This is a genomic window from Paraburkholderia phenazinium, assembly GCF_900141745.1.
In the GTDB taxonomy this organism is placed as follows: Bacteria; Pseudomonadota; Gammaproteobacteria; order Burkholderiales; family Burkholderiaceae; genus Paraburkholderia; species Paraburkholderia phenazinium_B.
Genome location: NZ_FSRM01000002.1, coordinates 1,908,076 through 1,920,781 on the forward strand (window position 1 = coordinate 1,908,076; position 12,706 = coordinate 1,920,781).

General features: G+C 63.2%; 8 protein-coding genes. 4 read left to right on the top strand and 4 right to left on the bottom strand.

Annotated features, from left to right (window positions below; all coding sequences use genetic code 11):
* Positions 1 to 100: 100 nt before the first annotated feature.
* Positions 101 to 1,810, bottom strand: coding sequence for a methyl-accepting chemotaxis protein (locus tag BUS06_RS38605; RefSeq protein WP_074267707.1), 1,710 nt, complete (start codon positions 1,808 to 1,810; stop codon positions 101 to 103).
* Positions 1,811 to 2,222: 412 nt separating this feature from the next.
* Here BUS06_RS38605 and phaP point away from each other — a divergent pair, with 412 nt between their 5' ends.
* The gene (phaP, locus tag BUS06_RS28470) at positions 2,223 to 2,642 is read left to right on the top strand and encodes a phasin family protein (RefSeq protein WP_074267708.1); all 420 of its coding nucleotides are present in this window, start codon (positions 2,223 to 2,225) and stop codon (positions 2,640 to 2,642) included.
* 153 nt (positions 2,643 to 2,795) lie between these two features.
* On the opposite strand, the gene BUS06_RS37600 is transcribed toward phaP, so the two are convergent.
* The gene (locus BUS06_RS37600) at positions 2,796 to 3,140 is read right to left on the bottom strand and encodes a hypothetical protein (RefSeq protein WP_143787669.1); all 345 of its coding nucleotides are present in this window, start codon (positions 3,138 to 3,140) and stop codon (positions 2,796 to 2,798) included.
* A 126-nt stretch (positions 3,141 to 3,266) separates the two neighbouring features.
* Between BUS06_RS37600 and BUS06_RS28475 the strand changes: the two genes are divergently transcribed.
* Together BUS06_RS28475 and BUS06_RS28480 are read left to right on the top strand one after the other, a co-directional pair.
* A complete protein-coding gene (locus BUS06_RS28475) occupies positions 3,267 to 3,716 on the top strand; it encodes a DUF2844 domain-containing protein (protein WP_083611647.1) in 450 nt (149 codons plus the stop codon).
* Between the two features lie 10 nt (positions 3,717 to 3,726).
* A complete protein-coding gene (locus BUS06_RS28480; RefSeq protein ID WP_074267710.1) occupies positions 3,727 to 4,995 on the top strand; it encodes a DUF3443 domain-containing protein in 1,269 nt (422 codons plus the stop codon).
* On the opposite strand, the gene BUS06_RS28485 is transcribed toward BUS06_RS28480, so the two are convergent.
* Both BUS06_RS28485 and BUS06_RS28490 read right to left on the bottom strand, forming a co-directional pair.
* Positions 4,992 to 7,364: a tetratricopeptide repeat protein gene (locus tag BUS06_RS28485; RefSeq protein WP_074267711.1), complete on the bottom strand. Its 2,373-nt coding sequence runs from the start codon at positions 7,362 to 7,364 to the stop codon at positions 4,992 to 4,994. The two genes, BUS06_RS28480 and BUS06_RS28485, sit on opposite strands and share 4 nt — an antisense overlap.
* Positions 7,365 to 7,497: 133 nt before the next feature.
* Entirely contained in the window at positions 7,498 to 8,790 is a 1,293-nt protein-coding gene (locus tag BUS06_RS28490) for a putative zinc-binding metallopeptidase (RefSeq protein WP_074267712.1), read from the bottom strand.
* Between the two features lie 362 nt (positions 8,791 to 9,152).
* Here BUS06_RS28490 and BUS06_RS28495 point away from each other — a divergent pair, with 362 nt between their 5' ends.
* The gene (locus BUS06_RS28495; RefSeq protein ID WP_074267713.1) at positions 9,153 to 12,704 is read left to right on the top strand and encodes a transglutaminase family protein; all 3,552 of its coding nucleotides are present in this window, start codon (positions 9,153 to 9,155) and stop codon (positions 12,702 to 12,704) included.
* Positions 12,705 to 12,706: the final 2 nt, after the last annotated feature.

The window sequence follows — 12,706 nt, forward strand, 5'->3', positions numbered from 1 at the left end:
AGGCGGTTTGATGAAACCGGAGGCCTTGGCCTGTCTGGAGAAGTGTCGAACGGTGCGCAATCTGTTGTGATCCGCGATCGCGCACCGTGTGGGTCAAGCGTTAAAACGTCTCCCAGTTGTTCGAACCGGCGTCGGACAATGCAACGGCGGGTTGAGCGGCTGCGGTAAGCGGTTCGCGTTTGACTGCGGGGCGCATGATGGGAGCGCGCTTTTTGGCGGGAGCAGCCGCATCACGCTGCGCACGCGGCGCGGCGGCCGAATGGCTCTCGGCCACCTTGAACACGGAGACGGCCCGCTTTTGCTGCGCGGCCTGCTGTTCCAGCGACTGGGCTGCAGCCGACGCCTCTTCGACCAGCGCCGCGTTCTGTTGCGTCACTTCGTCCATCTGGCTCACGGCCTGGTTCACCTGTTCGATACCGCGGCTTTGCTCATCGGAAGCGGCAGAGATTTCCGCGTTGATATCGGCGACCCGTTTGATGGCCTGCTGTACCTCAGTCATCGTGCGGCCCACTTCTTCGGCCTGCGTCGAGCCGCTGTGAATCGTCGCGACCGAGCTCTGGATCAGGTCCTTGATTTCTTTCGCAGCACTGGACGAGCGCTGCGCGAGACTGCGCACTTCACCCGCCACGACCGCGAAACCGCGCCCTTGTTCACCGGCACGCGCCGCTTCCACGGCGGCGTTCAGCGCAAGAATGTTGGTCTGGAACGCGATGCCCTCGATCAGCGTGGTGATCTCGGCAATCTTCGACGAACTCGCCGTGATATCGCCCATCGTCACCAGCATGCGTTCGACAACGGTGTTGCCCTTGTCCGCGATCTCCGATGCATTGCCGGCCAGCGTGGTGGCCTGACGGGCATTTTCGGAGTTCTGTTTGACGGTGGCGGTGAGCTGCTCCATGCTGGCAGCGGTTTCTTCCAGCGACGCAGCCTGCTCTTCGGTGCGCGAAGACAGGTCCATGTTGCCGGCGGCAATTTCGCTCGAAGCGACCATGATCGATTCGCTCGAAGTCTTGATGCCGCGCACGATGCTGGCGAGTTGCGTGTCCATCTGTTTGAGCGCGCCAAGCAGGTGGCCGAATTCGTCCTTCGAGTGAACGCTGAGTTCGTTTTCGAGCTGTCCTTCCGCGATGCGCTGCGCGACATTCAGTGCCGCTCCGAGCGGAATCATGATCGTCTTCAACAGATACATGGATGCAGCGATGGCGACGATCAGGCCCAGCACGATTGTGCCGATGGCGACCCACAGCAGCGTGTGGAACGTGTCCACGCCCTGATCCGCGGTCTGCTTGACCTGGGCCGCGTTGATATCGATGTCCTGATCAATGGTGTCGGACAGCGCGTTGCCCACGTCGCGCATTTTTTCGAGGGACGTACTGCTGGCGTCGAACGTACCGCCGTCGACGGCGGAGAGGACGGTGTCGACCTGCGATTTGAAGTCGGCGGATTGCGCGGCGATCTGATCGGCGACCTTGCGTTCGTCATCATCGGAGACCTTGCCGGGGTAGTAGTCGGTCCACGAAGTGTTGAGTTTCTTCTGCAGTTCGCGAACCTGCCCGACCGCCTGCTTTTGGTCGTTCGCATCGTGCATGCCCATCAGACGGCTCAACATCAGCCGAATCTTCAGCGCGTCGGCCTGCGTGGCAGCGAGGTCTTCGATCGGCACGGTGCTGCTCGTGTACATGGAGTTCATGTCGGAGCTCATGGTCGAGAGCCCACGAACGCCCATCAAACCGATAGCGATCATCAAGACGATGCACGCGCCGAGCGCGAGAATGATCTTGAACCTGATGGTATTGGTCAACTTGTTCATGCGGGGATACCTGTGACGATGGTGTAATCAATCTTTGCGGAGGGAATGCGCGCGTGTTTGTTTCGCCGGAATCCCCATCGCGCGACGCTGGGCCGTACCCGTGTAAACGACCTGCAGGATGAGTTCTTGAGGTATGGGGCCGCAGAATTGCACATCGATTTGCAGATGCAGTGAGGCTTATTTCATTCGGTTTACGTTCGCTTCAAAACGCGCTGACAGTGCGCACAAGCGTGGTGAATGTGCGGCGGATGAACGAGCGTAGTAAGGGCCGGTAAGAATCGCGCAACGCGGGACGATCAAACCCGGTTCGGGCCCACGGTTCTGTCCCTTAGCTGGCGCAATAGCGGCAGAAGGCGCATCATTACGTCGTGGGCTGGCACGACATGTAACTATCTGCTCTGGAGGAAATAGCATGGAACGATTTGACGCCGCCAATCCGTTTGGCGAATTCACCAAAATGCTGGAGCAGTTCAAACTACCTGGCTTCGACGTGCCCGCCATCATGGAAGCGCGACGTAAGGATGTCGAAGCGCTGGTAACGGCAAATCAGGCTGCGCTGCAGGGCATGCAGTCGCTCGCGCAGAAGCAGGCCGACATGCTCCGTTCGACTCTGGGCGAGTTGCAGACCCTGGCGGGTCAGTTCTCCGCTACGGGAGGCGCACCCACGCAAACGGCCGAGCTGGTCCAGCAAACCTTGCATAAAGCCCTGGCCGATATGCAACAGCTCGCGCAGGCAGCGTATCAATCGCAGGCTGAGTCGTATGCGGTGATCGCAAAGCGCGTAGAAGAGAACGTGCAGGAACTCAAGACGCTCTTGCAACCGAAGCAGTAACGGCCTCGCGTTTGCTCTCGCCCCGAGAGCAAACCGATGCGGTCGAACAGATGCCGGTGCTGACTGGAAGTACGCAGTCATCGCCGGCATTTTCATTTGGAGGCCGGACCGCAGGAGATTACGGTTAGCTTTCCGCTGCGGGTCCACCTGAATTCACATGAAGCCGGTGCCGGGTTCCTCGAAGAAAATAAAGTTCGCAGAACGAAAAGTATGAGGAAAAGCTGCTTGATCTGCATTTATGTAGCGTTCATTTAATAAAACGAAACCAAGCGTCGGCGCGTCATAACTTTTTTGCTGCAAATCCTGCCCGCATAGATGCTGTTCGCTTAAAACGCGAGCCATAGCGGAAATCGACGCGTATGCACCGCTGGTGTTGGCGCCGATTCCATAAGTCAAACAACCTCTGTCACCACGCAAGTTTGGATTCCCCGCCAAACGATTGCGAGAGCAGTTTTCCTTCACTAAAGTTTCGCGCCGCCACTCCGTAGACGCATTCACGCAACCTCTCTAGGCGTGATTGCAGCACCAGTGCCCGCCGGTCGAGAAGTGCGCCCCTAATTCGTCGTTCGCGATCGCGATGAGGATCACGAGCGCTTTCACCTCGAAGGAATTCACTTGAAAACGATGCTTCATACAGGCATTGCTTGCGCAATGCTCGGGGCAATCTGTGCGCTTTCTTCGCCTGCACAAGCCGCGTTGGGCCAGAAGGTCAGCAGCATCAGCAGTGACCAGGCGGTGATGCATGCCATATCGCATAGCAGTACTTCGCAATTCGCGTACACGGTGCATCTGATGACGCTGTCCTCCGGCACGGTGGTGCGCGAGTACGTCGCACCCAATGGCACGGTGTTCGGCGTTGCATGGGAAGGGCCGACTCTGCCGGATCTGAAGACCACGCTGGGCGCGGCTTTCGACCAATACGTCGCAGCCACCGCGACACGACGCGCCACGCCGCTGGCCGTGTCGAACAGCGATCTCGTGGTGTTCTCGGGCGGTCATCTGCGTGCCTTCGCGGGACATGCGTACCTGCCGCAAGCGGTGCCTGCGGGCGTCGATGTCAACGTCATTCAATAACGGAGCGATCATGCGCCCATCTGATTCGTTCCTTAAGTTGCTCGCCGTTGCAGTCTTTGCCCTGTTGCTCGCCGCATGCGGCGGGGGTGGCGGTGGCGGCAGCAGTGCGAGCACCAGCGCGTCGAATGCTTCCACGTCGACGCAGACCGCTACCACTACCGCGCCTGCAGCCCAAGCGCTGGCCGCCAACGTCGCGACGGTGACCGTCGACTCCGGCGTGACGGACGTGCCGAACATGCCCTTCGTCAGCGTGACGGTCTGTGCGCCCGGTTCGACGCAGTGTCAAACCATCAATCACGTGCTGGTCGACACCGGCTCGTGGGGTCTGCGGGTGTTCGCGTCGCAATTGCCGGCGTCGGTGGCGTTGCCGCAGGAACAGGATGTTCTCGCCAATCCGCTGGCCGAATGCATGCAGTTCTTCGATGGCTATACGTGGGGTTCCGTGCGGATCGCCGATGTGCAGATAGGCGGTGAAAAGGCGGCTTCGCTGCCGATCCAGGTGATCGATCCGAACTACAGCGCCGTGCCGTCGGACTGCAGCAGCGTTGGCGCATCGCGCAATACGCCCACCGCGCTTGCCGCCAATGGCGTGCTCGGCATTGGCGTGTTCAAGCATGATTGCGGCTATAACTGCGTGCAGCAGGCGGTGCCAGCGACCTATTACGGCTGCCAGGGGACCACCTGCGCGTCGCTCGCCCTCGCGGAAGCGCTGCAGGTGGCCAATCCGATTCCTTACTTCAGCACCGACAATAACGGCTCTGTCCTGATGTTGCCCGCCGCCGCTTCGAGCGGTGCCGCGTCGCTTGCCGGACAACTGGTGTTCGGCATCGGCACCGAGACCAACAACGGTCTTGGCAGTGCGCAGGTGATCGGCGTCAATCCGAACAACGGCACCTTCTCGACCGTGCAAAACGGCACGACCTACACGAACAGCATCATGGACAGCGGCTCGACCGGCCTGTTCTTCCAGACCACTGGATTGCCTGTCTGCGCGAGCCCGAATAGCGCGTACTACTGTCCGGCCTCGACCGAGCAGTTAAGCGCAGTGATCGAAGGCGTGAACGGCATCAACAGTGCGGTGTCGTTCGATGTAGGCAACGCCACGGCGCTAACGCAGACTTCCAGCGGGGATGCGGTGATGCCGCTGCTGGCGGGGCCGGCGTTCGTGACTTCGACAATTTTCGACTGGGGCCTGCCGTTTTTCTACGGCCGCAGTGTCTACGCGGCAGTCGAGCAGCAATCGACACCGGGTGGCACGGGACCGTATATCGCGTACTAGGCACACCAGGCCTGCCACATCTCCCGATACGCCGCCTCGACGGTGCGCGCGAAACGCGCGCCGTCCATCAGTGGCGATTGCTCCATGCGCGGCCGCAGGGTTTGCCGTAATGCAACCAGACGCGGCCTGTCCGCGGCAAGCTCGACGGCGATGCGTATAAACGCATCGTCTGAGTATGCTGCCAGTTCGGTCAGTCCCAGATTCGCCAGTTGACTCAGCCCGCCACGTCCCACAGCCGTCTCGCCGACCCGTGTCACGACCGGCACACCCATCCACAGCGAGTCGAGGCTGGTGGTATGGCCGTTATACGGAAACGTGTCGAGGCCGAGGTCGATCTGGTGATACGTGCGCAGATAATCGGCGCGCGGCTGGAACGGTACGGAGCCGACGCGCTGCGTATCGATGCCCTGCTGTTCCATGCGCTGTGCGAGATTGCGGTGCGCGTTGCCGGCCGGCGCCATCAGGAGCAGACGGGCATCGGGCACTTCGCGCAACACGGCGCCCCACATGGCGAGCGTGCGATCGGTCAGCTTGCAGGGATTGTTAAGGCATCCGAAGGTAATGTGGTTCGTCGTCAGCGCCGGCAACGCGTTCACGCCCGGCTCGTTCGTCAGCGGGTCGTAGCACCAGAACGAGTCCGCGAGGCGCAGTGAGCGCTCGGTGTAGTGGCTGTCGTTCGCGCCTGTGCCGTGTGAGTCGAGCGGGTCGAGATGAGGATCCGTCAGGCGGTAGTCGATCGCCTCGATGCCTGTGGTGCCCGGATAGGCGAGCCATGCCACCTGTACGGGCGCCGGCTTGCGGGCAAACAGCAAAGGCCGGCCGTCGGCCATATGCATGGCCAGGTCGACGAGAATGTCGATGCCATCCGCGCGGACCTGTTGCGAGAGGCCTTCATCGTCCAGTTCACGCACGTCGCGCCACACGTCGGCGTAGCCGGCGAGACGCCGCGTCAGATCGTCAGGCCGCTCGACGCTCGCATAGCAGTAGATCTCGAACTGTTCATGATCGTGGTGCGAGAAGAACGGTACTGTGAAGAGCGATTGGCAGTGATCGCGGAAATCCGCCGCCACGTAGCCGATTTTCAGACGGCGGCCGGGCGTGCGGTCGTTTGTATGCGGCTTGCGCGCGGCGCGCAGCGGCGCTTCATGTTGCGCGGACCAGCGGCGGCACTCATCGAGCACGGCTTCGCCATGCTCGGCCTGAAACGTCAGCGCATAGGCGAGATTGCTATGTGCGACGACGTTGCCCGGATCGCATTCCACTGCACGCCGGTAGTGGACGATGCCTTCGTCGAGCGCGCCACAGTCTTTCAGCACGTTGCCGAGGTTGTTGTGCGAAGCCGAGTGATCCGGATCAAAGCCGAGCGCGGCTGTGAAGAGCGCCTCTGCATCAGCAGTGCGGCGCAGCGTGCGCATCAGATTGCCCGCGTTGTTATACGCGGCCACAAACCCCGGACGTGCGCGGATCGCTGCGTCGAATGCTTCGGCGGCGGCTTTGTATTCGCCCAGTTCCTTGCTGACGTTACCTAGATTGTTGTAGGCGTCTGCGTGGTGCGGGTCGAGTGCGATCGCGTTGCGATACTGCGTCTGCGCGTCACGGCGCTGGCCGAGTGCGTGCAGCGCGTTGCCCAGGTTATAGGCCGCTTTGGGGAAGCGCGGCTCGAGTTCGAGCGTGCGCATGAGCAGGGCTGCCGCCTTGTCGAACTGGTGACGTTCGCACAAAGCCACGCCGAGATTGAGCAGGCACGACGGCGAATCGGGCGCGACGCGCAGCGCCTCGTTGAGCAGTTCGACGGCGGCGTCGATCTGGCCGCTCGCCTGCAGCAGGGTCCCGAGGTTGGTTAAAGCATTCGCGTGATCGCGCTGAACCGAGAGGGCGCGGCGATAAGCGTCTTGCGCGCGTTCGGGCGCACCAAGTTGCCGATGGCAGTTGCCCAGGTTGTTCAGCGCATCGACCTGTGCCGGGTCGAGCAAGGCGGCGGACTCGTAAGCAGACGCCGCAGCGCGAAGGTCGCCGCTCGATTGCAACGCGTTGGCGAGCGCGAACCAGAGATCGGCGGAGGTGGCGTCGAAGGCGAGGAGGGCGCGATAGGTATCGATGGCGTCGTCGAAACGTCCCATCGTCGAGAGTACCTGGCCGCGTGCGAAATGGTAGCGGGACTCCTGCGGCGCCAGCGCAATCGCGCGGTCGAGCCAGGCGAGGGCGTCGTCGTAGGCGGCGCATTGCAGGCCGAGCACGCCCAGGCGAAACATCACGTCGGCATTGGCGGGCTCGTCGGCGAGGACGGTTTCGTAGAGCGTGCGTGCGCCGTTGAGATCGCCCGCGAGGTGACGCTCTTTGGCCAACGCGAGACACTGGTCGGTCCGCATCGAAGTCCTGCCTTGTTCTTGGGGGTGGCGATTTGGGCGGAGTCAGCCGGGGCCGATCAGCCGGTGCCTCTCCGCCAGAACGGGCAGGATAACGAGCGTTTCACTACCAAGGTTTACTATTGGTAACAATATATTACGGAGCGGTTGCAGGATTCGGCGCGGGCGTGTCTTGCGGCGCTTGCTGTGGTTGATCAGGTTGCGGCGCCGGAGCGGGCTCAGCCGCTGAGGCGGTTTGGCCCGGCTGGCCCGTTTGACCGGGCTGCCCCGCTTGCCCCGCTTGCCCCGTTTGACCTGTTTGACCCGGCTGGGCCCCCGGCGTCGGCCCCGGCGCCTGCGCCGCCTGGGCCGCCTGCGCAGGTTCCACCCCTGCCGCCGATTGCGCCGCAATCACCCGGTGCACCAGCCGCAGCTTCTCCACCACCGGTGCGGCAAGCGTGAACGGATACCCATCCGGCATGCCGAGGCTGCGGTTCAAACTGTTGAGCGCGTAAGTCAGCGGAAACCAGCGCTTCATCAGATTATCGAAGCTGGCGTCTTCAACTGGCGTCTGGTCGGTGAGCGTCGGATCGCTCGGGTCGAGCGGGATCAGCGCCACGCCGTACGAGGTGGCGGTGTCGAGCACGTCGACAATCAACAGGTAATGCGCCCAGGTTTCCGCCCAGTCTTCCCACGGATGCATCGTCGCGTAGGCGCTCACGTACGACTGCGACCAGTCGGCCGGTGCGCCGTCGCGATAGTAAGTGTCGAGCGCCGCGGCGTAGTCGACGCTTTCGTCGCCAAACAGCGCGCGAAACGGCTCCAGCCAGGGTGTGCCGTCCACCAGCCGGTCGAAAAAGTAGTGACCCGTTTCATGCCGGAAATGCCCAAGCAGCGTCCGGTAGGGCTCGTGCATGGCAGTGCGGGTGCGCTCCCGGTAAGCGTCGTCGGCCTCCGCGATATTCAGCGTGATCAGGCCGTTGTCATGGCCGGTGAGGACCTTCTCGCCGGGACTCGTCTCTTCGAGAAACTCGAACTCGAGCCCCGTCTGAGGATTCTCATGGCGCGACTCGACCTTGATACCCAACGCCGCCAGCGTATAGAGCAGGCGCCGTTTGGCGACTTCCAGGCGGTACCAGTAGAGCCGGTTGTCCGGCGCGGTGAGGTTCGGGATGGTGCGCGTCAACTGGCAGGAGCGGCACAGCGTCTCCGGCTGGTCCGCCGGGATCATCCAGTTGCAGACGTTTTCGACCGCGTAGTTGTGGCATTGGCGATACAGCGCACCTTCGGCCTTGGGATGCAGGCTGCGCCACAGCCCGTCGCCGGCTTCCTCGAAGGCGCTGAGCTCGCCCAGATCGGGGAGATAGCCCAGCAGCGCCTCGCAGCGCTCGCAGCGGACGTTTTCGAAGAACACGAGTTGATCGCAGCGGTTGCAGTGGAAGGTTCGCATGGCGGGGCTTCTAGTAAGGAACGGGGAGGCGTGACTGTCGCGGAAGACGTCGCAATCTTCATGCCGCATTTGCCAGAGGTCACTGGTTTAACGCACATTACGTGCATGATGGGGCATGTGGAGTGCGCCGCTTTGGTGCGCGCGGTCGGCAACGCCCGTTGCATGGTGGGCTGGCGAAGGGCGTTCGACGCTCGCGCGCGGGCTCGCGAAGGCTGCAACGTCCACTGCGATGCGTGCAGGGTGTGTTTTTAGGCCGGCAGGCCAATCCCGGGTCGAATCAGGACCGAACCCGGAAAGTTTTTCTACCAACGGCATGAAGCTTGCTTTTTGGCGGGCTGCCATTCTTCGCCCAGGAGTCAGGTGTGTCTATACGTGTCGCGCTGAACCATGTCACACATTATCGTTATGACCGCCTCGTCGGACTGTCGCCGCAAGTCGTGCGGCTGCGTCCGGCGCCCCATTGCCGTACCCCGATCGTGTCTTATTCGATGCGCGTCGAACCGGCCGAGCATTTCATCAACTGGCAGCAGGATGCCTTCGCCAACTACCAGGCGCGGCTGGTGTTTCCCGAGAAGACCCGCGAGTTCAAGATCACGGTAGACCTGGTGGCCGAAATGGCCGTCTATAACCCGTTCGACTTCTTCCTCGAGCCGTCCGCCGAGAAATTCCCGTTCGAGTACGCGCCCGGCCTCGCGGCCGAGCTGGCGCCGTATCTGGTCAAGCGTGAGCCGACCCCGCGCTTTGCCGAATTCGTGGCGAGCATCGACCGCTCGCCCAAGGTCACGGCGGATTTTCTGGTCGAGATCAACCAGCGGTTGCAGCGCGAGATTCGTTACCTGATCCGCATGGAACCTGGCGTGCAGACGCCCGAAGAGACCCTCACCACGGCTGCCGGCTCGTGCCGCGACTCGGGCTGGCTGCTGGTCGAGACACTGCGCCAACTGGGGCTCGCGGCGCGCTTCGTGTCCGGCTATCTGCTGCAACTGGCACCGGATACCAAGTCGCTGGACGGCCCGAGCGGCACCGAAATCGACTTCACCGACCTGCACGCGTGGTGCGAAGTGTATTTGCCGGGCGCGGGTTGGATCGGCCTCGACCCGACCTCGGGTCTGCTGGCGGGCGAGGGACACATTCCCGTCGCCTGTACGCCGGAACCGGGCAGCGCCGCGCCGATTTCGGGCGCGGTCGACGAGTCGGAAGTCGAGTTCGAGCACACGATGTCGATTCAGCGGGTGCTGGAAACCCCGCGCGTCACCAAGCCGTACACCGAGGAAGTGTGGTCCGACGTGCTGCAGATGGGCGCGCACGTGGACCGCGAACTGGAGGCCATGGACGTTCGCCTGACGATGGGCGGCGAGCCGACCTTCGTCGCGGTGCGCGACCGCGACGCCGCGGAATGGAATACAGACGCGCTCGGGCCGACCAAGCGCAGCTACGCGGTCGGGTTGATGGACAAGCTGCGCGCGCGTTATGGCGCGAATGGCTTCCTGCACATTGGTCAGGGCAAGTGGTATCCGGGCGAGCAACTGCCGCGCTGGGCGCTGTCGCTGTACTGGCGTGCAGATGGCGAGCCGTGCTGGCACGACCACACGCTGTTCGCCGACGAGCGCGAGCCGGGCAGCTATACCGCCGAGGATGCAAGGCGTTTCCTGACCCACCTGACGGGCAAGCTCGCGCTTGATACGCAGTTCATCAAGCCTGGTTACGAGGACACGTGGTACTACCTGTGGCGCGAGCGTCGTCTGCCGGTCAACGTCGATCCGTTCGAATCGCGTCTGGACGACGAGATGGAGCGCGTGCGCCTGCGACGTGTGTACGACAGCGGGCTGGCGTCGGTGACGGGCTATGTGCTGCCGCTGTCGCGCGAACGTGATCTGCCGCTGCAAGGGCCGCGTTGGGTCACCGGGCCGTGGTATTTCCGCGGAGACCGGATGTATCTGATCCCTGGCGATTCGCCGATGGGCTACCGCCTGCCGCTCGATGCGCTGCCGTGGGTCTCGGAGACGGACTACCCGTACCAGCACGCGCACGATCCGTTCGCGCCGCCTGCGCCGCTGCGCAGCGCGGCGCAGTTGCGCATGCAGTATGAAGGCAGCACGGGTGGGGCGGGTCGCGCGGGCGGTGCTTCAGGCGCAGATGCGAACGCGGCGGACGGCCAGGGCGCAGGCGGCCATGGTGGCGTTAGCGGCGCTGCGGCGTTGGGCACAGCCGGCAGCGGTCTTGGTGGTACAGGCACGGGCATTGGCACCGGCATTGGCATTGGCGCCGACGCTTCAGACGCCTCACGCGCCTCCCTGCGCGTCCCCGAACGCGGTGAATCGGCAAGCTGGATCACCCGCACCGCACTGTGCGTCGAAGCGCGCGACCCGGCCCGCGCAGCCGGTCCGAAGGTCGAAACCGAAACCTTCGGCAGCGGTCGCAAGATGTTGCACGTCTTCATGCCGCCGCTGACCGAACTCGACGACTATCTGGACCTGCTGGCCGCCGTCGAAGCGACCGCCGCCGAACTGGGCATGAAGATCGTCATCGAAGGCTATCCGCCGCCGCGCGATCAGCGTCTGAAGTTGCTGCAAGTGACGCCGGACCCGGGCGTGATCGAAGTGAACATCCACCCGGCTTCGAGCTGGGATCAACTGGTCGATCACACGGAGTACCTCTATCAGTCGGCTCACGAAACCTATCTGAGCACCGAGAAGTTCATGACCGACGGCCGCCACACCGGCACCGGCGGCGGCAATCACTTCGTGCTCGGCGGCGCGACGCCGGCGGACAGTCCGTTCCTGCGCAGGCCGGATCTGCTTGCTAGCCTGGTGGCGTACTGGATCAACCATCCTTCGCTGTCGTATCTGTTCTCGGGCCTGTTTATCGGACCGACCAGCCAGGCGCCACGCGTCGACGAAGCGCGCAACGACCAGGTCTACGAACTGGAGATCGCGTTCCGGGAACTGCAGCGGCAGATCGACCTGCTCGGCGGCCGCGAGGGCGGGCAACTGCCGTCGTGGATGATCGACCGCTCGCTGCGCAATATCCTGATCGACGTCACCGGCAACACGCACCGCGCCGAGTTCTGCGTCGACAAGCTCTATTCGCCCGATGGTCCGACCGGCCGTCTCGGTCTGCTCGAACTGCGCGGTTTCGAAATGCCGCCGCATGCGCGCATGAGCCTGGTCCAGCAGTTGCTACTGCGCGCGCTGGTGGCGCGCTTCTGGAAGACGCCGTACACCGCGCGGCTTACGCGCTGGGGCACGGAACTGCACGACCGTTTCCTGCTCGGCACGTTCGTGCAGGTGGATTTCGACGACGTGCTCGCGGACCTGGCCGAGGCTGGCTACGCGTTCGACCGCTCGTGGTTCGCGCCGCATTTCGAGTTCCGTTTCCCGCTGGTGGGCGAAACCACCACCAGCGGCGTGACGCTGTCCATCCGTAGTGCGCTCGAACCGTGGCACGTGATGGGCGAGGAGGGGGCGCCCGGCGGTACGGTGCGCTATGTCGATTCGTCGGTGGAGCGGCTCGAAGTGCGAGTACTCGGTCTGAACGAGAACCGCCACGTCGTGACGGTCAACGGCGTGCCGTTGCCGCTGCAGCCCACGGGCCGCGTCAGCGAGTACGTGGCCGGCGTACGCTATCGCGCGTGGTCGCAACCGTCGGCCTTGCATCCGACGATTGGCGTCGACGCACCGCTGGTTTTTGACCTTGTTGACAATTGGACTGGGCGATCCATAGGCGGATGCCAGTATCATGTGGCTCATCCGGGTGGGCGCAATTACCAGACCTTCCCGGTCAACGCGTACGAGGCCGAAAGCCGGCGGCGCGCGCGCTTCTTCACGATGGGTCATACACCTGGGCCGCTCGTGGCCGAAGCGCCGCAACGCAGCCTGGAATTCCCGTTCACGCTGGACTTACGCTACTGGTGATC

What these genes read in the sequence shown, in the direction of transcription:
- BUS06_RS28485 (WP_074267711.1), bottom strand. Translation starts at nt 7,364, where the DNA reads ATGCGGACCGACCAGTGTCTCGCGTTGGCCAAAGAGCGTCACCTCGCG.
- BUS06_RS28490 (WP_074267712.1), bottom strand. Translation starts at nt 8,790, where the DNA reads ATGCGAACCTTCCACTGCAACCGCTGCGATCAACTCGTGTTCTTCGAA.
- phaP (WP_074267708.1), top strand. Translation starts at nt 2,223, where the DNA reads ATGGAACGATTTGACGCCGCCAATCCGTTTGGCGAATTCACCAAAATG.
- BUS06_RS28475 (WP_083611647.1), top strand. Translation starts at nt 3,267, where the DNA reads ATGCTTCATACAGGCATTGCTTGCGCAATGCTCGGGGCAATCTGTGCG.
- BUS06_RS28480 (WP_074267710.1), top strand. Translation starts at nt 3,727, where the DNA reads ATGCGCCCATCTGATTCGTTCCTTAAGTTGCTCGCCGTTGCAGTCTTT.
- BUS06_RS38605 (WP_074267707.1), bottom strand. Translation starts at nt 1,810, where the DNA reads ATGAACAAGTTGACCAATACCATCAGGTTCAAGATCATTCTCGCGCTC.